Origin of the sequence: Cohnella xylanilytica (genome assembly GCF_014212175.1) — a bacterium.
GTDB classification, from domain to species: Bacteria; Bacillota; Bacilli; order Paenibacillales; family Paenibacillaceae; genus Cohnella; species Cohnella xylanilytica.
In genome coordinates this window covers 16,439-38,582 of sequence record NZ_JACJVR010000009.1, presented here as the reverse complement: position 1 = coordinate 38,582, position 22,144 = coordinate 16,439, and the positions used below count along the sequence as shown (strand labels likewise).

Genomic DNA, 22,144 nt, shown 5'->3' with positions numbered 1-22,144 from the left:
GGATTGGGTTCGAACACGCGGCAAGCCAATTCGAAATGCGGCAACTCTATTCCGAAGGGAGACTGAAATTCGTGAGAAGGCAAAGACGAATCGTCGCTTGGGTGTGCATCCTGACTTTGCTCGCAGGAACGTTCCTCACTTCGTTCGGATTGCCTAAGACCGCCCAGGCGGCCGGAGGACCGAATCTGGCCGCGGGCAAACCCGCCTCCGAGTCCGGCCACGCCGACGTCTATGTCGCGTCCAACGTGACGGACGGCAACGCGGGCACGTATTGGGAGAGCGTCAACAACGCGTTCCCGCAATGGGTTCAAGTCGACCTGGGCAGCGCGGTCCAGATCGACCAGGTCGTGCTGAAGCTGCCGTCCGGCTGGGAGAGCCGGTCGCAGACCCTCTCCGTTCAAGGCAGCGCGAACGGAACGAGCTTCTCCGATCTCAAGGCTTCGGCCAGCTATACGTTCGACCCGAACGCCGGGAATAAGGCGACGATCGACTTCGCCGCGGCTAGCGCGCGCTACGTGCGGGTCGTCGTTACCGCCAATACGGGCTGGCCGGCCGGGCAAATCTCCGAGCTCGAGGTGTACGGCGCAGCCGCGGTCGCGCCTTCGGCCATTCCGGGCAAGATCGAAGCGGAGAGCTACAGCGCGATGAACGGCATCCAGACCGAGACGACGTCGGATACCGGCGGGGGTCTTAACGTCGGATGGATTCACGTCGGCGACTGGCTGGATTACAGCGTCAACGTGCAGACCGCGGGCACGTACACGGTGGAATACCGGGTCGCCAGCAACGCCGCGACGGGCCAGCTCCAGCTTCAGTCCGGCGGGACGACTCTGGCCGCGACCAGCGTGCCGAACACCGGCGGCTGGCAGAATTGGCAGACCGTCACCGCGAGCGTGACGCTGAACGCCGGACCGCAGACGCTGCGCGTCTACGCCAGCGGATACGACTTCAACATCAACTGGATCAACTTCGTCCAGGGCGGTTCCCCCGTCGACAACCAGCCTCCCTCCGCCCCGTCCAACCTGGCCTACACGCAGCCCGCTTCCGGCACGATCAACCTGACCTGGAGCGCTTCGACGGATAACGTCGGCGTGACCGGCTACGACCTCTACGCGAACGGCCAGCTTCGCGGCAGCGTGAACGGCTCGACGCTCTCCTACGCGGACAGCCAGCCCGCGACTGCGACGGTGACCTACTACGTCGTCGCCAAGGACGCCGCCGGCAACGTCTCCGCGCCGAGCAACTCCGTCACGCGGACGGGATCGGGCGGCGGGACCGGCTCGAACCTCGCCGTCGGCAAGCCGATTACGGCCTCGTCTTCTACCTTCACCTTCGCGGCGGCGAACGCCAACGACAACGATACGAGCACCTATTGGGAAGCGAGCGGCCATCCGGGCACGCTGACCGTCGACCTCGGGGCCAACGCCAACGTCGCGTCCGTCGTCGTCAAGCTGAACCCGGACAGCGCCTGGGCGACGCGCACGCAGACGATCCAGGTGCTCGGGCGCGACCAGAATTCGTCGACCTTCGGGAACCTGGTGTCCGCCGCCTCGTATACGTTCAACCCGTCCTCGCAGAACACGGTGACGATTCCCGTGAACGCGACGGCGAGCAGCGTGCAGCTGCGGTTCACCGCCAACTCCGGCGCGCCGGGCGGGCAAGCGGCCGAGTTCCAGATTCTCGGCACCTGGGCCCCCAATCCGGACCTCAAGGTGACCGGCCTGACCTGGGCGCCCGCTTCTCCGGTGGAGACCAACGCCATCACGCTTAGCGCCACCGTTCAGAATGCCGGCACTCTGGCTTCCCCGGCCACGAGCGTGAACTTCTATCTCGGCAGCACCCTGGCCGGAACGGCTTCCGTCGGCGCTCTCGCCGCCGGCGCGTCCGCGACGGTCTCCGCGAATATCGGAGCGAAGGACGCCGGCTCTTATGCCGTCGCCGCCAAGGTCGACGAGAATAACGCCGTCGTCGAGACCGACAATTCGAACAACAGCTACACCGCTCCTTCGCAGCTGGTCGTCGGCCAGGTTCAGAGCTCCGACTTGATCGGGACGACCTCGTGGACGCCTAGCAATCCGAGCGCGGGGAATACCGTCGCCTTCACCGTGAACCTCAAGAACCAAGGCAACCTCGCTTCGGCCGGAGGCGCTCATGCCGTCACGGTCGTGCTGAAGAACGCCGCGGGGGCCACCGTGCAGACCTTCAACGGATCTTACAACGGGACCTTGGCCGCGGGAGCTTCGGTTAACGTCAACGTCGGCACGTGGACGGCCGTCAACGGCAGCTACACCGTCACGACGACGGTCGCGGCGGACGCGAACGAAGTCGCCATCAAGCAGGCGAACAACGTCGGCACGTCAAGCCTGTACTCGGGCCGAGGGGCCAATATGCCGTTCGCCATCCTGGAAGCCGAAGCTTCTTCCAACAGCACGAACGGCACGCGGCTCGCCCCGAACTTCACGCCGGGCGACTTCGCGGGCGAAGCTTCCGGACGTTCGGCCGTGTATCTGGACGCGAACGGCGAATACGTCGAGTTCACGCTCCCCTCGCCGGCCAACGCGTTCGTTCTGCGCAACGCGGTCGCCGAGAACACGACCGGGACGATCAGCGTCTACGCGGACGGCGTGGACAAAGGCAATTTTAACGTCACGTCGAAGTTCTCCTACGTGTACGCGACGCCGAGCACGCTCGGACGGCTGGGCTACGACAACTCGGGCTCCAAGGCGTACTGGCTCTACGAGGATTCGCAGCTCCTGCTCGACCAAGTGTATCCGGCCGGCACGAAGATCCGGATTCAGAAGGACGCCGGGGACGTGCCGTGGATCTACGTCGACATGATCGAGACGGAGAACGTCGCGCCGCCCGCTTCCAACCCGGATCCGAGCAAATACGTTCAAGTGTCGAGCACGAAGTCGATCGAGCAGGCGCTGACCGAATTCCGGCAGGATTCGACCAAGAAGGGGATCTTCATCCCCGCCGGCGAATGGACGATCTCGAACAAGATCTTCCTGTACGGACGGGCGACCGAGATCATCGGCGCGGGCCCCTGGCACACCAAGCTGGTCGCTCCGGCGAACCAGACGAATACCGACGTCGGCTTCAACATCGGCTCCGCCGCGAACGGCTCGACCATCAAGAACCTGTCCGCCTGGGGCAACTACGTCTACCGGGTCGACGGACCCGGCAAGTTCATCGACGGCAACGGCATGCAGAACGTCACCGTCGAGAACGTCTGGGCCGAGCACTTCGTCTGCCTGTATTGGGGCGTGAACTCCTCGTACAACACGTTCAAGAACAACCGGATCAAGAACATGTTCGCCGACGGCATCAACATGACCAACGGTTCGTCCTATAACGTCATCGACAACAACTACGCCCGCGGAACCGGGGACGACTCGTTCGCCCTCTTCAGCGCGATCGACGCCGGCGGCTCCTACAACGTGGGCAACAAGTACACGAACCTGACCGCCGTCAACGTTCGCCGCGCGGCCGCCTTCGCCGTCTATGGAGGCCAGGACAATCTGTTCCAGAACCTGTACGGCGCGGATACGCTGACGTATCCGGGCGTCACCGTCAGCAGCCTGAGCTTCGGCTACAACACGTTAGGATTCGGCGCGCAAGATACCGTGATCGACGGAGTCACGCTGGACCGCACGGGCGGCGACTTCTGGACCAGCGTCGGGGCCGACGACAAGATCAACGATTACCAGAACTTCGGCGCGATCTGGTTCTTCGGCGGGGACCGGGACTTCAAGAACATCCTTGTCAAAAACGTCGATATCAACAACCCGGTCTACTTCGGCTTGATGTTCCAGACCAAATCTCCGGAGAATCTGCCGATGCAGAACGTCCGCCTGGAGAACATCACGATCAACAATCCGACCCGCTACGGCATCAAGCTCGTGGCGAAGGCCGAAGACGGCCAAGGACCGGTCGTCGGATCGGCCAGCTTCACCAACGTCAAGGTGAACAATCCCGGCATTACGGCTATCTACGGGGAGAGCAAGTCCCCGAACTTCACCGTTATCCGGGTATCGGGGAACAACTGGTAATCCCGGCCGGCAAAGCCGTTCGAACGGCGAAGGACACCCGCGAGGGTGTCCTTTGTCGGCTTCCTTTGACTTGGCCTCAAGCCGGTGATATGATGGCGTAATACCCATTTTCATGGGTCCTATCCTTAGGGGTGTATCGAATGATATCGCCGGATTATGCGCAGTTTATCGAGAACGCCAAGAGAAGACTCCGTCAGGACTCCCGGATCGTCGGGCTCCTGGCGGGCGGTTCCATGATGACCGGTACGATGGACGAATTCAGCGATCTGGATCTGATCGTCGTGTACGATGCCGCCAGCCGGGAAGAAGTCATGAGCGGGCGCGCCTCCATAGCGGCCGAATTGGGAAGCTTGCTATCGTCATTCACCGGCGAACATGTCGGAGAGCCGCGTTTGCTGATCTGCTTATACGATTCGCCCCTCTTGCACGTGGATCTCAAGTTCGTTACGCCCGAAGAGCTCGAACGACGAATCGAGGACCCTCTCGTTCTATGGGAGAGAGGGGAAGAGATTCGTTCAATCCTTCGGAGAACGCAGCCTTCCTCCCCCTCCCCCGATTCCCAGTGGCTCGAGGACCGCTTCTGGATCTGGGTTCATTACGGCGCGACCAAGCTGGGGAGAGGCGAACTATTCGAATTGATCGATCTGATCGGTTATATCCGCGCCACGGTATTGGGACCGCTCATTCTAGCCAAGCACGGGCAGCCTCCCCGAGGAGTGAGGAAGCTCGAGCAGTCGGTCCCCGACGCGGCCTTGGAGCTTGAAGCGACGGTTCCTTCCTACGATGCCGAGAGCTGTTACAACTCTTTGCGGGCAGCCATCCGCATTTACCGGCTTCTTCGACCGCGCGATCGGGAATGGACGCGCAGGCAGGATGCCGAGGAAGCGGCCGTCGCCTACCTCGATCGGGTCTATGCTTCGATATCGAGAGATTAGACTATACGCGAACGAGCGCTCGCGTGACGCGGGCGCTCCATTCGATGCTCCCTCCGGCATTTTACCAGGGCAGTTGGTTATCCAGGTAGAAGAAGCCGCCCGTCGGGCCGTCCTCGGGAATCGTCGCCAGGCGAACCGCGGTGACGGCTCCTTCCTCCGGAGTGAGCTCCGCCTTCTCCCCGCCCATCCGCGTCCGGACGATGCCGGGGTGCACGGAATTCACCTTCAGATTCGTCCCCTTGGTCTTCTGCGCCCAATACGCGGTCAGCATGTTGAGCGCCGCCTTCGAAGCCGAATAGGCCGGGGTGGCGAGCCGCTGCGCGACCTCGTTGGTCAGCAGGAACTGAATCGAGCCCAGGGCGCTGCTCTGGTTGACGATGCGGCCCGCCTCGCTCTTCAGCAGCAGCGGCATCAGCGCTTCCGTGAGAAAATAAGGCGCGAACGTATTCACTTCGAACGTGTCCCGGAACGCGTCGCCGTCGTAATCCGTTTTCTCCGCCAAGATGCCCGCGTTGTTGACCAGAATGTCCAGCCGGCCGTACTCCTTCTCAAGGAACCGGGCCGCTCTCGCGATATGATCGGCGTTCGTCACTTCCAGCTCCAAGCCGGTCGCCTCGATGCCTTCTTGCCGCAGCTCGGCCGCCGCCTCCTCTGCCGCCGCTTGCGTCCGCGCCGCGACGAGCACCGCGATTCCTTGCCGTCCCAATTGCCGGGCGACTTCCAGTCCGATTCCCTTGCTTGCTCCGGTGATCAACGCGATTTTGTTCGTCATGATTATCGTCCTCCTGGATTTGGTTTATTTATTGAGAATGATCGTTCTAGTATGCTGAAAAAAAACTACTGCGGATGACCCTTCGCGAACGGAACGGTCCTGTTCGCCTTGGATTCGGACCGTCCGCCTCGAGAAGGCGCTTGGCTTGAAACTTGTACGAAAAAACATACAAATCCTTCTCGAAATGGCCCCTCCCTTGAAGGGTAGAAGAAAAATCATACAAATGGTTCCTCGATAAGGCTCCATGCTCGAATGGTGTATGAAAAATCGTACAAATGGTTCTCCAATAAAGCACCTTGCCCGAATAGTGTATGAAAAATCATACACAAGCTCATCTTCATGGATGATTTCGATGGTGCTAATCGAAAAATCACCCAAGTTTATCCGCCTGCCTGCGTCGACGGAATGGGGTTCGTCGGGCCCCGATCGTTACCCGCGGAGCTTCTTCCCGGTACGATCTATATCCGTAACGCTCCGGCTATGAAGCCACCCGCCAGAATCTCGCGTTGTCACGGCGTTAATATCCGCATCGACATCTCCGCGATCCGCTCCAGCTTCTCTTTGGCCGCGGAGGTCCGAGCCATCACCCTTAAGCCCGCCAGCGCGTTATGAAGATACTCGGCCAACTCCTTCGCCTCGTACCGCTCCGTGAATTCGCCGCTCTGCTGGCCCCAAGCCACGATCTCGGCGAGCAGGTCCTCCGACTTGGCGAAGGCTTGCGCGGTCTTGGCGTCCACGTCCGCGTCCCGAACCGCCAATTCGACGGCCGAATTCACGAGCATGCAGCCGGGCGGAGCGTCTTCATCGCCGTCGATCACGAACCGGAAGATCGATCGGAGCGCCTGATCGGCCGTCTCGGCCTGCTTGGCCCGGGCCGCCCATCGGCCGCCTATGCGATCCTCGAACCGCTCCATCGCCTTGAGGAACAGGGTGCGCTTGTCGGTGAAGGTATCGTAGAGGCTTCTCCGGTGAATTCCCATATGTTCGACCAGATCGTTCATGGAGGTCTTCTCGAACCCTTGCTCCCAGAACAGCATCATGGCCTTCTCCAGGACGTCGTTCTCTTCGAATTCCTTGCTTCTGGCCATTGAATCTCCCTCCCGAGCCCATCATAACAAAACGGGAATGGTCGGTAAAGAAATGAGGCGCTTCATCCTGCCGGCTGTCAGCCTATCGCGCGCAGCGTCGCCGACGGATCGGCCAGCCATCGCACGGCTTCGTCCCAATCTTCGAAGCTCTCCTGCCGGTAAGGCAGCGCCCCCAGTCCCTCCACCGTCCGATTCACGCTCAGCCGGGCGACGACGCTGTTCGGCTGCAGCAACGCCAGATGCCGAAGCCCGCTCTCGTAGGCCCGCCGGATGAAGAACTCCCCGATCCACTCCTTGTCTTCCGCCTTGATCGCCGAGCCGCCGCGCGTATCCATCAGCACCTTGCTGCCCTTCCGGAGCTCCAGCAGCTCCGCGCCCTTCAGCAGGATCGACTGGAACTCCGGACCGTACGCGAAGCCTCTCCATTCCATGATTACGGCCTTCAGATCTTCGTTCCAGCTCACCAATCCGTGCTTCGATTCGAAGTGAACCATGTCGACCGACTCCTTGTGTCCATTGTCGTCTACCACATTGAGAACGATCGTTCTACAATAGCCGCGCAGAAGCATCGTCTCCTTCGTTCTGGATTGATTGTAGCATATTGAGAACGACCGGTAAAGAATTATTTTTACCGATCGTTCCCGTATATCCGATTATCCTCTCGAATGCAGCCGGCGATGCAGCTCCCGAACCTCCCCGGCGAGCTCCGGAACAGGCCCGTCGACCGGCGTGTCGCGAATGACTTCCTGGATCGGAAGCGGCCGTACCCGTCCCGGGGCGACTCCCATCTCGTTCAGCCACTCCGTCAGCTGCGCCGACGAGCTCGCATACACGATCCGGCCCAGCCCCACCCAGCCGTGGGCGGCCGCGCACATCGGGCAATGCTCCCCCGACGTATAGACCGTCCCCTTGGCTCGTTCCTCCGGCGTCATCCTCTCGGCGGCCCAGCGCGCGAGCGCGAATTCCGGGTGCCGGGTATGGTCCCCGCCGGCGACATGGTTATGGTCCTCGGCGAGCACCTCTCCGTCCGCCGACACGAGAACCGAGCCGAACGGCTCGTCGCCCGCCTCCAAAGCGGCTCTCGCAAGCTCCACGCAGCGCCTCAGATGCTTCAGATCGACTTCATTGATCATGATCGCTCTCCTCCCCGTTCGTTGTTTTTCCTTCCATACAATCATGTTAACATGGGAGGAGATAGACGAAAAATATATAAAAAAACGGGTTTCGGTAAGCTTTTTCATATACCAAAGGAGGGAGCTGCAAGCATGGACATCCGGCAGCTGCGCTATTTTATCGCGATCGCGGAGGAACGGACGATCTCGGCCGCGGCCAGGCGGCTGCATCTCTCGCAGCCGCCCTTAAGCCAGCAATTGAAGGCGATGGAAGAAGAGCTCGGCGCCGAGCTGGCGGAGAGAAGCGGCAAAGTCCTGGAGCTTACCGAAGCGGGCAAGACGTTATACGCATATGCTCTGCAGATGGTCGAACTTATGGAAGAAGCGAAGACGGAAGTGAAGGAGGTCGGAATCGGGGCGAACGGGCGGTTGGCGATCGGGGTGAATACCTTCTCGGCGGCGGGATTGCCCGAGGTTCTCCGCCGGTTCCGGGAGCTCTACCCTAAGGTGACCTACAAAATTCAACAAAACGAATCCTCCTATCTGTGCCGGTTAGTCCGGGACAGAGCCGTCGAGCTGGCCTTCGTCCGGCTGCCTCTCGAGCTGGGCGACGACCTTGCGGTTCTCCGCCATTATTCCGAGCCCTACTACCTGATCACGTCGGCAAACGGCAAGAGCTTCGGCCCCGAGGTCTCGCTGGCCGACATCGCAGACCTTCCCCTTCTGCTGCCAAGCACGCAAGGGCTGGGCGTGCACGCTTCGATTCTGGAGGCGTTCTCCCAGTCTCGTCTGCACCCCAACCTGGCCGGCGAATGCTCCGACATCTCGCTGCTGCTGAGCTTAGTCTCGTCCGGCTTCTGCGCGTCGATCGTTCCGGCTGCGCTGCTGGACCGGCGCGAAGGCTGCGCCGTCCGGGCCAGCCGCATCTCCCATCCGGCCGATATGGCCTCTTCCGCAGGGCTAATCGGCCTCAAGAATCATCGCCTATCCAAGGCGGCCCAGCACTTTATAGAGTTGCTCCCGGATTAAGATTGGCCGCGGAAGCGCCCTTCGTTTTGCCGGACCAGACCGCATAACCCAAGCCGATATAGGCGACCCCCCATACCAGAGCGACGAACTTCTCGAAGATCGGGCCCACCAGCAGCATGGCGAGCATCGCGAAGCAAGCCCACTTGGGCAGCACGCGGGCTCTCAGGCTGGCGATCGGGAAGAGCAGCATCCCGAGCATCCCGGATCCGATCTCGAAGCTCTTCACGATGCCCCATTCCCATGGGGATACGCGCAGCATGGACGACCATACCGTGCAGGTGACCAGAATCAGCCCGAGCTCCATAACGGCGAACGCGATAAATCCGAACTTCCCCGCTTCCTTCGCTTGCGCCAGATAGAGGCCGAACGTGCCGAACGCCATAAGAATGTTCGCGACGAACGCGCAGGTCAGCTCTTGATCGCTGTCTCCTCCCCAGATGAAGGCAGAAGGCGTCATTCCTATCCGGCATATCCCTCCGATCATGGCCGCGAACGCAAACCATCTAACCGCTCTTTCCAACGTCATGTTCAATCCTCCGATTTCTCTCGTCGTCATTGTCGCGCCGGCCTCCGGGTCGAAGGCGGCAGGAACAATGTACCAACGAGAATGTCCCGCCGTCATGATGCATGCTCCCGTACAGCCCGGGAAGATAGTTCCCTGCCCGTTCGGGAATTGCTCCCTTTCCCGTTCCGGGTGTGGCGGTTATAGTGGAATCAAAGGACTTATTCGCGCGAAAAGGTTAGGTATAGGGCCCGTGATGAATAGATTACTCGGAGAATCCTGGGCGATTCGGCTGGTCCGGCATACGATATGGCCGTCGTTCGCCCTCTTCTCGCTGGCGATTTTCGCCATCTCGTTATGGCTAGGATACTCCCAGCATCAAGTCGCCTGCGCCGAAGAGAACTGGTGCTCGAGCATCTTCTACTTGACGAACGGCCAGATGGCCTCGCTGAATCGGATCGGGCTTCCGGCCTCGTTCTACAGCGGAGTGATGGGCGGGTTCTCCGCCTTGTCGTTCGCGAGCTTCTTCACCGTCAGCTGGATTCTCTACCGGTACGGCTCTCATGACCCCGTCTGTTACGCGACTTCCGTCTTGCTGATGGCGACGGGCTCCGCGTTCACGGCGGACGGAACCGTCCTGGAGGCCTGGCCCCTGGCGGTCCGCTTCCTGGAACTGCAGGATATGCTGTTCGGGCTCTCGTATCTGCTGCTCTTCCTGTATCCCGACGGAACCTTCGCTCCCCGCTGGACGAAGCCCTTCGCGATCTACGGATTGTTCTTCGCTCTCGCCACCTACGTCGCGCCCGGGACCGCGCTCGATATGTCGACGTGGCCCGTCGAGCTGCGGGTCGTCCAGAGCTCCGTCCTCTTCGCGCTGATCGCGTACTCCCAGATCTATCGCTATAAGCGGAGCTTCTCGGCGGAGCAGCGCCAGCGGACGAAGTGGTTCATCGGCAGCATCGCGCTGTATATGGCGGGCTCCGCGTTCATGGTCACCGTCGGAGACCATCCGGTCGTCAAGATCGTTCTGTGGGGGATCATCAGTATCGGCCTGCTGTCGATCCCCTTCTCCGTCGCCTTGACCGTCATCGAGCAGAGAATCCGCACGATGGCCCCCGCCTTCAATCGGTCGATCGTATATGCGGTTCTAAGCTTTACGGTCGTCTCGGTCTACGCGCTCGCGACCGGCACGATCGGCGCCATGCTGCAGACCGCGGACAACTGGCTGATCTCTCTGCTGATCATCGGGATTATCGCGATCGCGCTGCAGCCGCTTCGGGACAAGGTTCAGGCGGCGGTTAACCGGCTGATCTACGGCGTGGGCGAGGAGCCCTACCGGGTGGTCTCGAGCTTAACCCAGCAGCTGGAAGCGGTCGTCTCCAATCAGACCGTCCTTCCGCTTGTCCTGAAGACGTTGGCCGAAGCCTTGAGGCTGCCGTACGCCGCGATTCGCAACGATCGCGAGAGTCCGGACTCCGCCCTGCTCGCCTCCTACGGATCGCCGGTTCCCGGGTGCCTGGAGTTCCCGCTGACGATTCAGGAGGAGCGAGTGGGGACATTGATTCTCGGCTCCTCCGCCATTCACAACATCATTCCTCCCGGCAAGCGCTACTTGCTCGACGACTTGATCCGGCAGGTAGCGATCGCGACCCGGACGGCTCTCATGTCCGGCGAGCTCCAGCGTTCGAGGGAACAGCTCGTCAGCGCGAGGGAGGAGGAGAGGAGGCGGCTGCGGCGGGATCTGCACGACGGGCTCGGCTCCAATCTGGCCAGCATCAGCATGAAGCTGGCGACCGCCCTCGACGCGTACGAAGACCGGCCGGAGATGGCCCAATCGCTGCTCGCGAACGTTCAGCAGCAGCTGGACGGAGCGATCGCGGACATTCGCAGGCTCGTATACGCGCTAAGGCCGCCTTCGCTCGACGAGTTCGGCCTGCTCTTCTCCGTCCGGGAGCTGGTCGCGCAATCGCAGCAAGCGAACTTCCGCGTCGTGCTGCAGTCTCCCGAGTCGCTCCCGCCGCTCATGGCGGCGGTAGAGGTTGCCGTCTACCGGATCGTTCAGGAGGCGATCGCGAACGCTCTGAAGCATTCGCGAGGCACCGCGTGCCATGTCCGGCTCGCGGTCGACGAGTCGCTGCGGATCGAGATCGAGGACGACGGGGTCGGCTTGTCCGACGCTTCCCGGAAGGGAGTCGGCATCCGCTCCATGCGAGAGCGGGCCGAGGAGCTCAACGGACGGTTCGCGATCCATCGATCGGCGGAGGCGGGCGCCCGGATCGAGATCGAGATCCCGTTGCTCTCGCAATCCGTATCGTAATAAGGAGGATTTCATTCATGGACAAAATGAGAATCTTGATCGCGGACGACCACCCGCTCTTCCGGGAAGGGATCATCGCCGTCCTTCAGGGGCACGAGGGGATGGAGATCGTGGGGGAAGCGGAGTCCGGGGACGAAGCCATGCGCCTGGCCGAGTCGCTGCAGCCGGATCTGATCTTGATGGACGTCAGCATGCCCGGCGTCAACGGTATCGAGGCGACGCGGCACATCGTCCGGACGAGCCCGCATATCCGGATTCTGATCCTGACGATGTTCGACGACGACAACTCCGTCTTCTCGGCGATGCGGGCGGGCGCCCGCGGCTATCTGCTCAAGGGAGCCAAGCCCCGGGAGATCGTTCGCGCTCTCGTCGCGGTCGCGGACGGGGAAGCCATCTTCAGTCCCGGCATCGCCGGCAAAATGATGTATTACTTCGATACGATCCAGCATCCGCCTCAGACCGAGCTCTTCCCGGAGCTGACCGCCAGGGAGACCGAGATTCTGAAGCTGCTCGCCGACGGCAAGACCGTCTCCGAGCTGGCCCAATCGCTGCAGCTCAGCTTGAAGACGGTCCGGAATCACGTCTCGAACATTCTGAACAAGCTGCAAGTGGTCGACCGCGCCCAAGCCATTCTGCTGGCCAGGGAAGCGGGTCTTGGAGGCGGGAACAGGGGCTAGAGGTACGGGAGCATATTGTTCAGGATGACGGCATAGCCGTTCGGGTGCATGTGGATGCCGTCGACGGCGTACTCTTCGCGCAAATTCCCGTCCGCGTCCGTCAATCCCTCGTTCACGTCGATGAAGGCATAGCCATGCCTGGCCGCCAGCTTCCCGACCGCTTCGTTCGCCTCCCGGATCGCCTCGTTCGTCCGATGCCGGAACACCTCTTCCATCGCCTCCCGGGACACGCCGGGGAAGCGCGCAACGGCGTTCACGGGATAATAAGCCATGACGTAGACGCGGCAATCCGGCAGCCTGGCGGCGATGCGGGACAGAATCTCGCCGTAGTTGGCGATCAGGCGCTCCAGCTTGTAATCGGGCAGGCTGATGTCGTTCGTCCCGATGTTGATGAAGACCTTGGAGGGCTGCAGCTCGAAGACGCACTCCTCCATCGTCTCCAGCAATTCCGCCGTCACGTAGCCCGCCACGCCGCGGTTGTAGATGCAATATCGGTTGTCCAGCGTCTGCTGCAGTTCGTTGATCGGGAAAAACTCCATCAGCGAGGACCCGACGAATACCGTCTGTCCCTTCCGGGCCAGCGCGTTGAGGATTCGGTACCTCTTCGCCTTCTCCTTCTTCTCGTCGAGCGCTTCCGTCATGACGCGCGTCCCCTCTCTACGGCTTCTATTACCTCCATTCTATCTCATTATCGTCTTCCGGCAAGCGTATAGCCGCGTCTGCCGTGGCGCCGCTCGAGTCCGTTCGCCAGAACGACGATCGCCCCGATCGCGCAGGCCGCGGCCAGCGACCCCATCGCCAGCCGGCTGCCGTCTTCCTCGTTGAACCAGAGGAGCAGGCCCAGGTTGACGAGCGCGTGGTAAAAGGCGGCCAGCGGAAGCCTTCCGCCCTTGGCATCGCGCAGAAGCTCGCCGAGAATGACCGAGAGAGAGACGGCGAAGAGGAGGAACAGCGACGCGTAAGCCCAGCCCTCGGCGAAGACGCCGACATGCCAGATTCCCCACAGCAGGCCGACGACGACGGAAGCCGGGAAGACGCCGATCCGGCTCTGCAGCGTAGGCTGCAGGAAGCAGCGCCAGCCGATCTCTTCGCCCGCCGCCCCGACGAGTTGGGCGACCGCGATGAGCCAGAACGGATGGGACAGGGACGTAGGCGACGCGAACGAGACCGAATGGCCGGTGACGACATACCAGAGCCAAGCGGCCAGGAACGTGCCGGCGATCAGGACGGCCGAGACGAGGAACCATCGCGGCTTCGACGGCCAGAGCCGAAGATCGACCGTCAGAGCGGGCCTTCTCGCCCTCGGCCAGAGGAGCAGAATCGCCGCCACGCCCAGCGCAGGGCCGAATTGGGTCAGCTGAAGGACGACCTCGGGGACGCCCAGGACGGGCTGGATCAGGCCGAGCAGCAGCGCGCCGGCCGAGGCGATGAGGTAGTAGACGAGAAGAACGAGCCCCAAGGAGGGCTGGCGGTTCCGAACGGTTAGCATGGCGCACCTATCCTTTCCCATTCCCTTGTATATGGAAAAGGATACCAAAACCGCGAACGGGCCGGAACAGGCCCAGGACCGTCCGCGAACCTTGACCGCGGTCGGGGCCTCTCCCCGACCTGGCGCCGTTGCCAGCCTCCATCATCACGGGCGAACAGCCTTTGGAGTTCTTCGACGAATTCGTCCAAGAGTTTATGGCGGCCGGCGGCGATCGAGTGCTGCGGGAAGCCAATGAGTGGTACCGTCAGCATTCCCCCAAGTGACCCTGCCCCGCTCGGCGCGCCGAGCGGGGCCTTCTTAGGTCCGATACCGACAATTCGATGCGATTCGTAAGCGAATGATAAGAATTCGGGAAGAAGTCGGCAGCCTAGGCGGTAAGAACTGTCTTCTATACTTGACCTCGTCGATCGCGACCCGGGCATCTTTCCGCGATGCCCGCATCACATTCTCCAAAGGACGGGTAAGCTCTATGACAGTTCTCGCGAAGCGCGGAATCGCGCTTGGGATGGCCTTTCTTCTTCTATTCTCCCTGCTGGCCGCGGGCTGCGACTTCGCGGCGCCGGCCGATCCGGCCGTCGACCCGCCCGCGCGCAAGCCGCTCGCCGCCGTCGAATCGGCGAGCCGGATCGAGCCGGAATACGACGTCATCGTCGCGGGCACCGATCCCGAAGGGATCACCGCCGCCGTCTCCGCCGCGCGCAACGGCCTGCGGGTTCTGCTCCTCGAGGCCAGAGACCGCCGCATGCTCGGCGGCCTGCTGACGGAAGGCGGACTGAATTCTCTCGATCTGAACCGGGCGCCCGGCGATCCTAAAGCTTTTCTGAACAAGGGTTTGTTCCAGGAATGGTACGACAAGGTGGAAGGGACCTCGTTCGATCTCGTGACCGGCGCCAACGCCTTCTACGAGATGGTGAAGGCCGAGCCGAACATCGATCTGCGGATGGGCGTCAAGAATTGGAAGCCGATCGCGAAGAAGCAGAACGGCCGAATCCGGGTGACGGGGATGGAATGGACGGGACCGGACGGCGCCGCCATGACCGTTCCCGCCGCGGCCGTCATCGACGCCACCCAGGACGGGGACATCTACGCGATGGCCGGCGCGGACTTCACGGTCGGAAGGGAAGACGTCGGCGACAAGAGCAGCCTGATGGCGTCGACGCTGGTGATCCGGATGAGCGGCGTCACCGACCGGATCTGGAACGAGATGAAGAAGCGTTCGGGGATGGGGGCGGACGAGTTGGGCATCTGGGGATACGTCGAAGCGAAAGATTATCCCTCCACCGACCCCAATCGAATCAAGATGCGCGGGCTGAATATCGGCCGGCAAAACGACGGAACCATCCTCATCAACGCCATGCAGCTGTTCGGAGTCGACCCTCTGGATCCCCGATCGGTCGAACGAGGGCTGGAAGACGCCAAGAAGGAGGCCCCGCTCATCGCGGAATTCCTCCGGAAGAAGTTCCCGGCGATGAAGGACCTGGAATACGCCGGAACGGCCGACGAGCTGTACACCCGCGAATCCCGGCATCTGATCGGGGAGTATCGGCTCACGACGGCGGACGTCGTGGAGAATCGCACCCACTGGGACGATATCGCCTACGGCTCCTACCCCGTCGACATTCAGAGCACGAACACCGGAGGCGCCGGGACGATCCTGATGCATCCGAAGCAATACGGCGTCCCGTTCCGATGCCTCGTTCCCGCCGGAACGGACGGCCTGCTCGTCGTCGGACGTTCCGCGAGCTTCGACTCGATTCCGCACGGAAGCGCCCGGGTCGTTCCGCTCGGCATGGCGACGGGACAAGCGGCCGGAGCCGCGGTCAAGATCGCTCTCAAGCATCAAATTAGCTTCGCCGAAATGTCTCGCTCCCGGGAGAGGATCGCCGAGCTGCAGGACACGCTGACGAAGCAAGGCATGGACCTGAAGCCCCGAATCGTGCCGACCCCCAAGTACATGAAGCACAAGCAGTACAAGGGACTGCTGTTCGCCGCCGGCACCCTGTTCGTCTCGGGGGGATTCGAGAACGATTGGAAGCTGAACGACCGCTCGAACCTTCAGCGCTTCCACAACATGGTCCGCGCCATGATGACCCTTCGGCCGGATCGATTCCGCGGCGATCTGACGGGCCTGCTGAACGCGTACAAGAATCCCCGCAAGATGCCGCTGTCCCTCGGCGACGCCGCCTTCATCCTCGCCAAGGCCGCGCTGGACGACGACGGGATCACGAACGAGAACGCGCTGGAGGAACTCGTCTCCCGCGGCTGGATCACGGGCGAAGCTCTGGATACGATCTCCAACCGCGATCATCTGACGAACGGAGACCAATATATGCTGCTGCGGGATCTGATGGAGAAGGGGCTGGGGGCCCGGCCGGCCGACAGGGATTCCGCTTAAGGACTCGTGAAAGCCGGCCTAAGAGTCCGGTCTCCTCCCTCGCCTCCGCCGGCGCTCCGCAAAGCCGGGTAGCGGGTCTCGAAGAACGTGGCCTTCCGGCTGCTCCGCGCCGTAATGCTCCCTCCGTGCACTTCGACGATGCTCTTCGTGATGGCCAAGCCGAGACCGGTTCCGCCGGTCTCCTTGGACCGCGAGCGTTCCACCCGGTAGAACCGGTCGAAGATAAACGGCAGATCCCGCTCCGGAATCGGGTCGCCGTAGTTCTGGAGCCTGACGACGATCTCCTCGCCCTCCGCGAGGAAGTCGATGTCGATATATTTGCCGGCATGGCCGTACTGAATGGCGTTGGAGATCAGATTCTCGTACACGCGCACCAGCAGCCCGCCGTCCGCGAGCATCTTGAAGTCGCCCTCGGGCGCGTTCACCCGGCACTCCATACCCGCCTGCTCCAACGAAGGCACGAATTCTTCGGCCAGCTGCCGGATCAACCCGACGATGTCGAGCTCGCGGAGATCGAGGGGCATGCCGTTGTTGATCCGGGTATATTCGAACAGATCGTCGATCAATTTGCGCAGGGCGAGCGACTTCTCATAAGCGATGTTGACGTAGTACCGCATCTCGGTCTCGTCCTGGTAGCGGTCGTTCTCGATGACTTCGAGGAAGCCCAGGATCGAGGTCAGCGGCGTCCGCAGATCGTGCGACACGCCCGTGATCAGATCGTTCTTCGTCTTCTCCGCCCGGCGCTCCTCTTCGATCGACCGCTTCAGCTGCCCGCTCATCCGGTTGATGCTGAGCGCCACTTCTCCCAGCTTGCCGGGCCCCTCCGGAATCTGATAGTCGAACTGCCCCTTGGCGATCTCGTCCAGGCCGAGCGTGATCCCCTCCAGATAACGGTCCCACTCGGCGCTCAGCCTGTTCATGCCGTCGGCGACCGCGCTCAGCTCGTCCTTGCCCTTCACCGCCGCCTGCTGCCCGAACCGTCCGTCCGCGATCCGGTTCAGCCCTTCGCCGAGCATCCGCAGGTCCCGCGCCAGCCGGGCGCTGGCCAAGAAGAAGGCGAACGGGAAGAGCACGATGCCCGCGACGATCATGGCGCGATTCGAGCCGTAATGCTCGATGACCCACTTGACCGGGATTCTCGCTATCGGGACGCGGAGAAGCGCTTCGGCCAGGAAGTAGCCGATGAGGAGAACAAGCGCCGTCAGGGCCAGGCTGACCAGCATGATGAGGATGAGACGCCACCGGATCGTATATAGCCATGGATATCGGATTGGGCTCGCCTCCGTTCAGTCCGCTTCGATCTTGTAGCCGATTCCCCAGACGGTCTTAATGAGACGCGGCTCCCGGGGATCGGCTTCGATCTTCTCGCGCAGCTTCCGAATCAACACCATGACGCTGTTCTTGGACTCCATGAACGGCTCGTTCCACACTTCCTCGTAGATGCGGTCCATGCTGAGCACCACGCCGCGGTTGACGGCCAGCAGGCGAAGCAGCGCGAATTCCCGGGGGGTGAGCTTGACCTCCCGCTGATCCACCGTAACCGTGTGGGAAGCGCTGTTGATGGTCACGTTATCGACGTGGATCTCGTTCGCGTTCGCCGGCGCGGCGCTGAAGTGCTTGACCCTCCGCAGCTGCGACTTGATGCGCGCGACCAGCTCGAGCGGGCTGAACGGCTTGGTGACGTAATCGTCCGCTCCGACGCTCAGGCCGGATATTTTATCGATGTCCTGGCTCTTGGCCGACAGCATGATGATGGGAATATGGTTCGTCTCCCGGATTCTCATGCAGGCCTCCAGCCCGTCCATCTTCGGCATCATCAGATCGAGAATGATAAGATCGACCGGATGGGTCTGCAGAATATCGAGCGCCTCCAAGCCGTTCGAAGCCTGAAGAAGCTTATAGCCTTCGTTCTTGAGATAGAGACTCATTAGCTTGATGATCTCCGCTTCGTCGTCGACCATCAGAATCGTGCTGTCCGCCATGGATCCTCCTTGAATTTCCTTTTATCGCCTGCGATTGGAAGACAATCGACTCTATTATATACATAAATTCTTAACCAATGGGTTTCCGAATTCATAAGCAACGCTTAAAATGCGTCCATGCACGCCGCCGCATAGGACGCGCCGCCGGCTCCCGCCCCCCGCTTCTGCGCCTCAAGCAAAACCTTCGAGCGCTTCGACAACTTATCCGCGCCGGGCTCCCTCCTCCTCCGCCGACTCTGCGAGCCGAACCGGAAGATTGCATGAATGTTGTAGAGTAGAAGCATAAAACCGAATGGGAGGGTCTGTATGAATAGAACCGTAACGCTGCAGGACGGCTCCAAGTTGGAGGTCGGCTTGACCGGGGCCCCTTCCGGCCCGGTCGTGATGCTGCCCGGAGCCAAGAGATCCGTCTTCGGCCAGGAAGCCGACAGCTTGCGAGCGTGGGGAGTCGACCCGGAATTAGGCCGGCGCCTCGTCGAAGGGCTGTCCGACGAGTTCCGGGTGCTGCATTTCGATTACGAGACCCATCTCTTCGAGAATCCCCGGCCGGACCGGCTGACGCCGGACGCTCTCGCCGCGGATCTCTTGCATATCGCCGATGCGACGGACGTCGGAACCTTCAGTTACTACGGGTACTCCTGGCTCGCCTTGGCCGGGCTGCAATTGGCGATCCGAACGGACAGGCTGGACAGCTTGATCATGGGCGGTTATCCGCCGTACGAAGGACCTTATCGCGAGATGCTGATCGTCACGGAGAAGACTTACGAGCAGGCTCTGCGCAATCGGAACGTTCCCGAGCAGCCGCCTGAATCTCTTGCCTCCCCCGACGAGATCGACTGGAATAACGTCCGGGTGACGATCGCCCCCGATCAGACCAAACAATTTTACACCTTGTATCGAAGCTTGACGGATTTTAACGACAAGGCCGTGCAGGATCGTCTGAAGATGCCCCGGCTTGCCTTCGCGGGAGAGAAGGATACTATCGTCTACGGAGAGAGCTTCGGAAGCGTGACCGTGGATATCGGCGGAATTGCGCGAAGGAATCAAGAGAAGTTGGAGTCCCTCGGCTGGGACGTGGCAATGGTGGAAGGACCGGGCATGGACCATACCCGAGCCATGCAGCCCGCCGCCGTCCTGCCTTTGATCAAGCCTTGGCTGATGAAGCATCTGCTGTCCCGATAACAGGCGAAGAGGTCGTCCCCGGAGGGATGGCCTCTTCCTTCTGCTCCCGCGTCCAGCGGCGGCTAACGAATCGAGGAGACGCTATTTCGCCGATCAGGAACGACTCGCCCGAAGCCCCGCGATGTCCGCGTCGATGCAGGGTTCGGACAGCGCCGTCCCCCCATTCGATACGCGCCGCGCCGCCTGGTCTCTAACCCTTTCGCCGTAATAACGATAAGATTCGGATCATACATGTAATCAGTGGCGATTCTGCTCGGAAATTCCAAATCATGTTGCGGGAGGGACATCTGTGTTGCCTAACCATGCCCGGCGCCGGGCGCCTAGGGAGAAGCGTTGGAACATTCCGCTGACCTTCGTGGAGAATGTCGGCCAGACCCGGGAAGAGATCCGCTATATCTCCGGCAAGCCCGGTTGCCAAGTCGGATTCTCGGCCGATGAGGTTCAGTTCGTCTTGTCAGGGAAAAGGACGGGTCGGCAGGAGGGGATGGCGCTCTCCCTGCGCTTCCTCGGGGCGGACCCGGCCTCGCGAATCGAAGGGCGCCGGCCGGACTCGGGGCAAGTCCACTATCTGATCGGCGGCGATCCGGCGGGGTGGAAGACGGGCCTTCCGACTTATCGGGAGATTGTCTACCGGGAGCCGTGGCCGGGAGTCGACCTCGTCTTCTACGGGAACGAGGGGACAATCAAATACGACGTCGTCGTCCAGCCCGGGGCCAGTCTCGACCGGATCCGGTTCGTCTACCGCGGCGCGGAAGGGTTGTCCCTGAGCCGGGAAGGGGACCTGCTGATCCATACGGCCCGCGGCGTTCTGACGGAAGAGAAGCCCGTCGGCTATCAATGGGCGGACGGCCGCAAGGTTCCGGTAGACTGCCGCTTCGTTATGCTCGAAGGGCAAGGTCCGTGCGTGTACGGCTTCGCGGCCGGGGAGGGGTATCGCCCGGACCTGGAGCTCGTGATCGATCCGACGCTGACGTATTCCACCTACCTTGGAGGCATCGATACGGATGCCGGCTTAAGCCTTGCGGCAGACGCCGCGGGCAGCGCCTATGTGACGGGGCAGACCGTATCGTTCGATTTTCCGATTACCCCCGGAGCCTTCCAACCCTCGGTCAGCGCCTCCACGACCGCGTTCGTCGCGAAGATCAATCCCGAAGGCACCGCCCTTGAATATTCCACGTTCCTCGGCGGCAGCAGCCAGGACCAGGGCAACGGCATCGCGGTAGACGACTTTGGCCACGCCTATGTGACCGGCCAGACTCTTTCGCCCGATTTTCCGACCACGTTCGGAGCCCTGCAGCCGTTCATAGGCGGCAATCAAGACGCGTTCGTCGCCAAGCTAAGCCAGAACGGCAGCTCTCTGATCTATTCCACGTTCCTGGGCGGTCAAGGAGTGGATACCGGATTCGGCATCGCCGTCGACGGCATCGGGAACGCCTACGTGACGGGCGCGACGAGCTCCTTCGACTTCCCCGTCTCGCCCTTCGCGCTGCAGCCCGGCCTTGCCGGCAGCCTCGAGAACGCCTTCGTCGCGAAGCTGACCCCCGACGGATCGGCGTTGGAGTACGCCACTTACCTCGGAGGAGGCCTCGGGATCGATCAGGCGCGCAGCATCGCCGTAGATTTCTCGGGCGAAGCTTACGTAACGGGGCAGACGACCTCCCCCGACTTCCCGACCACGCCGGGGGCGTTCCAGATCGATCGGTTCGGCGCCATCTCCGCCTTCGTGTCCAAGTTGAACTTCAACGGGTCCGCGCTTGTGTATTCGACCTACCTTGGGGGCAGCGGGGACGACGAGGCCCGGGGCATCGCCGTCGACGAGTTCGGCCAGGCTTACGTGACGGGGAGCACGACCTCGACCGACTATCCGATCGCGCCGGGGGCGTTCCAGCCCTTCTACGGCGGCGGGTTCTCCGACGCGTTCGTCACGAAGCTAAGCCCGGACGGCTCGTACCTGGTATACTCCACCTATCTGGGCGGGGGCGAGACGGATGCGGGCAACGGCATCGCCGTGCGCTCGGGATTCGCATACGTCACGGGGGCGACCGGATCGTTCAACTTCCCCGTCACCCCCGACGCGTTCCAGCACTTCACCGAAGGCGGGGACGCCTTCCTGGCCCAATTGAACATAGACGGCGGTTCGCTCGTCTTCTCCACGTTCCTGGGCGGCAGCTCGAGCGACGCGGGTTACGGCGTCGCCGTCGATCCGTTCGGCAGCGTGTACGTGACCGGCCAGACGTTCTCCCCCAACTTCCCGGTCACTCCCGGCGCGTTCCAGACCTTCCTTCGCGGAAGCGGGGACGCCTTCGTCGCGAAGTTCAGCCTGAGCCTGGGGACGCTGGTCTTCAAGTTCCCGGACCGGTTCGAAGTGCGCCCCGGCGAGCTCGTGACCTACTTTATCGAGATCCACAACCCGAGCGGGGCTACCCTCACGAACGTCATCATCGAAGATCCTCTGCTCGGCGTGTTCCACTTCGTTCCCGAGATTCCTCCCTTCGCGGTCGAGATCTTCAAGTTCGAATTTAAGGTTCCGTTCGACGCCCCTACCGGGCCGCTCCGGAATATCGTAAGGGTCAGAGCCGATCAGCTCCCCGATCCGATTTAAGCGGAGTCCG

Annotated in this window: 17 protein-coding genes; 8 read left to right on the top strand and 9 right to left on the bottom strand. The window is 61.9% G+C overall.

Annotated elements, in window-relative coordinates; translation table 11 throughout:
- Positions 1–71 precede the first annotated feature (71 nt).
- Together H7B90_RS03195 and H7B90_RS03190 are read left to right on the top strand one after the other, a co-directional pair.
- Complete coding sequence (locus H7B90_RS03195) at positions 72–4,052, top strand: carbohydrate-binding protein (RefSeq protein ID WP_311772673.1); 3,981 nt, start codon at positions 72–74, stop codon at positions 4,050–4,052.
- 140 nt (positions 4,053–4,192) lie between these two features.
- Entirely contained in the window at positions 4,193–4,987 is a 795-nt protein-coding gene (locus tag H7B90_RS03190) for a nucleotidyltransferase domain-containing protein (protein WP_185134431.1), read from the top strand.
- Positions 4,988–5,048: 61 nt separating this feature from the next.
- Here H7B90_RS03190 and H7B90_RS03185 read toward each other — a convergent pair whose 3' ends face one another.
- From H7B90_RS03185 to H7B90_RS03170, 4 genes are all read right to left on the bottom strand, one after another.
- Positions 5,049–5,759, bottom strand: a complete 711-nt coding sequence (locus H7B90_RS03185) for an SDR family NAD(P)-dependent oxidoreductase (RefSeq protein ID WP_185134430.1) — start codon at positions 5,757–5,759, stop codon at positions 5,049–5,051.
- Positions 5,760–6,268: 509 nt separating this feature from the next.
- The gene (locus H7B90_RS03180) at positions 6,269–6,847 is read right to left on the bottom strand and encodes a TetR/AcrR family transcriptional regulator (protein WP_185134429.1); all 579 of its coding nucleotides are present in this window, start codon (positions 6,845–6,847) and stop codon (positions 6,269–6,271) included.
- A gap of 77 nt (positions 6,848–6,924) precedes the next feature.
- The gene (locus H7B90_RS03175) at positions 6,925–7,341 is read right to left on the bottom strand and encodes a hypothetical protein (protein WP_185134428.1); all 417 of its coding nucleotides are present in this window, start codon (positions 7,339–7,341) and stop codon (positions 6,925–6,927) included.
- Positions 7,342–7,500: 159 nt separating this feature from the next.
- Positions 7,501–7,980: a nucleoside deaminase gene (locus H7B90_RS03170; protein WP_185134427.1), complete on the bottom strand. Its 480-nt coding sequence runs from the start codon at positions 7,978–7,980 to the stop codon at positions 7,501–7,503.
- Between the two features lie 132 nt (positions 7,981–8,112).
- Here H7B90_RS03170 and H7B90_RS03165 point away from each other — a divergent pair, with 132 nt between their 5' ends.
- Complete coding sequence (locus H7B90_RS03165; protein ID WP_185134426.1) at positions 8,113–8,988, top strand: LysR family transcriptional regulator; 876 nt, start codon at positions 8,113–8,115, stop codon at positions 8,986–8,988.
- Here H7B90_RS03165 and H7B90_RS03160 read toward each other — a convergent pair.
- A complete protein-coding gene (locus H7B90_RS03160; RefSeq protein WP_185134425.1) occupies positions 8,966–9,514 on the bottom strand; it encodes a hypothetical protein in 549 nt (182 codons plus the stop codon). The two genes, H7B90_RS03165 and H7B90_RS03160, sit on opposite strands and share 23 nt — an antisense overlap.
- 232 nt (positions 9,515–9,746) lie before the next feature.
- Between H7B90_RS03160 and H7B90_RS03155 the strand changes: the two genes are divergently transcribed.
- Together H7B90_RS03155 and H7B90_RS03150 are read left to right on the top strand one after the other, a co-directional pair.
- Positions 9,747–11,807 (top strand): sensor histidine kinase, encoded by a 2,061-nt coding sequence (locus H7B90_RS03155; protein WP_212962327.1) that lies wholly within the window; start codon positions 9,747–9,749, stop codon positions 11,805–11,807.
- 17 nt (positions 11,808–11,824) lie between these two features.
- On the top strand, positions 11,825–12,484 hold the full coding sequence (locus H7B90_RS03150; RefSeq protein ID WP_185134423.1) for a response regulator transcription factor: 660 nt from the start codon (positions 11,825–11,827) through the stop codon (positions 12,482–12,484).
- Here H7B90_RS03150 and H7B90_RS03145 read toward each other — a convergent pair.
- Together H7B90_RS03145 and H7B90_RS03140 are read right to left on the bottom strand one after the other, a co-directional pair.
- The gene (locus H7B90_RS03145; RefSeq protein ID WP_185134422.1) at positions 12,481–13,125 is read right to left on the bottom strand and encodes a GDSL-type esterase/lipase family protein; all 645 of its coding nucleotides are present in this window, start codon (positions 13,123–13,125) and stop codon (positions 12,481–12,483) included. The genes H7B90_RS03150 and H7B90_RS03145 overlap by 4 nt on opposite strands.
- A 47-nt stretch (positions 13,126–13,172) precedes the next feature.
- Complete coding sequence (locus H7B90_RS03140; RefSeq protein WP_185134421.1) at positions 13,173–13,973, bottom strand: CPBP family intramembrane glutamic endopeptidase; 801 nt, start codon at positions 13,971–13,973, stop codon at positions 13,173–13,175.
- Positions 13,974–14,442: 469 nt separating this feature from the next.
- Here H7B90_RS03140 and H7B90_RS03135 point away from each other — a divergent pair, with 469 nt between their 5' ends.
- Entirely contained in the window at positions 14,443–16,368 is a 1,926-nt protein-coding gene (locus tag H7B90_RS03135; protein WP_185134420.1) for an FAD-dependent oxidoreductase, read from the top strand.
- On the opposite strand, the gene H7B90_RS03130 is transcribed toward H7B90_RS03135, so the two are convergent.
- Positions 16,365–17,591, bottom strand: a complete 1,227-nt coding sequence (locus tag H7B90_RS03130; protein ID WP_185134419.1) for a sensor histidine kinase — start codon at positions 17,589–17,591, stop codon at positions 16,365–16,367. The genes H7B90_RS03135 and H7B90_RS03130 overlap by 4 nt on opposite strands.
- A 63-nt stretch (positions 17,592–17,654) precedes the next feature.
- Positions 17,655–18,350, bottom strand: a complete 696-nt coding sequence (locus H7B90_RS03125; RefSeq protein ID WP_185134418.1) for a response regulator transcription factor — start codon at positions 18,348–18,350, stop codon at positions 17,655–17,657.
- A gap of 306 nt (positions 18,351–18,656) precedes the next feature.
- Between H7B90_RS03125 and H7B90_RS03120 the strand changes: the two genes are divergently transcribed.
- Together H7B90_RS03120 and H7B90_RS03115 are read left to right on the top strand one after the other, a co-directional pair.
- Positions 18,657–19,532 (top strand): alpha/beta fold hydrolase, encoded by an 876-nt coding sequence (locus H7B90_RS03120; RefSeq protein ID WP_185134417.1) that lies wholly within the window; start codon positions 18,657–18,659, stop codon positions 19,530–19,532.
- Positions 19,533–19,821: 289 nt separating this feature from the next.
- Positions 19,822–22,134, top strand: a complete 2,313-nt coding sequence (locus H7B90_RS03115) for a DUF7948 domain-containing protein (RefSeq protein WP_185134416.1) — start codon at positions 19,822–19,824, stop codon at positions 22,132–22,134.
- Positions 22,135–22,144: the final 10 nt, after the last annotated feature.

Excerpts from the sequence above, each read along its gene's own strand:
- H7B90_RS03190 (WP_185134431.1), top strand. The coding sequence starts at position 4,193 with ATGATATCGCCGGATTATGCGCAGTTTATCGAGAACGCCAAGAGAAGA.
- H7B90_RS03185 (WP_185134430.1), bottom strand. The coding sequence starts at position 5,759 with ATGACGAACAAAATCGCGTTGATCACCGGAGCAAGCAAGGGAATCGGA.
- H7B90_RS03180 (WP_185134429.1), bottom strand. The coding sequence starts at position 6,847 with ATGGCCAGAAGCAAGGAATTCGAAGAGAACGACGTCCTGGAGAAGGCC.
- H7B90_RS03175 (WP_185134428.1), bottom strand. The coding sequence starts at position 7,341 with ATGGTTCACTTCGAATCGAAGCACGGATTGGTGAGCTGGAACGAAGAT.
- H7B90_RS03170 (WP_185134427.1), bottom strand. The coding sequence starts at position 7,980 with ATGATCAATGAAGTCGATCTGAAGCATCTGAGGCGCTGCGTGGAGCTT.
- H7B90_RS03165 (WP_185134426.1), top strand. The coding sequence starts at position 8,113 with ATGGACATCCGGCAGCTGCGCTATTTTATCGCGATCGCGGAGGAACGG.
- H7B90_RS03160 (WP_185134425.1), bottom strand. The coding sequence starts at position 9,514 with ATGACGTTGGAAAGAGCGGTTAGATGGTTTGCGTTCGCGGCCATGATC.
- H7B90_RS03155 (WP_212962327.1), top strand. The coding sequence starts at position 9,747 with ATGAATAGATTACTCGGAGAATCCTGGGCGATTCGGCTGGTCCGGCAT.
- H7B90_RS03150 (WP_185134423.1), top strand. The coding sequence starts at position 11,825 with ATGGACAAAATGAGAATCTTGATCGCGGACGACCACCCGCTCTTCCGG.
- H7B90_RS03145 (WP_185134422.1), bottom strand. The coding sequence starts at position 13,125 with ATGACGGAAGCGCTCGACGAGAAGAAGGAGAAGGCGAAGAGGTACCGA.
- H7B90_RS03140 (WP_185134421.1), bottom strand. The coding sequence starts at position 13,973 with ATGCTAACCGTTCGGAACCGCCAGCCCTCCTTGGGGCTCGTTCTTCTC.
- H7B90_RS03135 (WP_185134420.1), top strand. The coding sequence starts at position 14,443 with ATGACAGTTCTCGCGAAGCGCGGAATCGCGCTTGGGATGGCCTTTCTT.
- H7B90_RS03130 (WP_185134419.1), bottom strand. The coding sequence starts at position 17,591 with ATGCTGGTCAGCCTGGCCCTGACGGCGCTTGTTCTCCTCATCGGCTAC.
- H7B90_RS03125 (WP_185134418.1), bottom strand. The coding sequence starts at position 18,350 with ATGGCGGACAGCACGATTCTGATGGTCGACGACGAAGCGGAGATCATC.
- H7B90_RS03120 (WP_185134417.1), top strand. The coding sequence starts at position 18,657 with ATGAATAGAACCGTAACGCTGCAGGACGGCTCCAAGTTGGAGGTCGGC.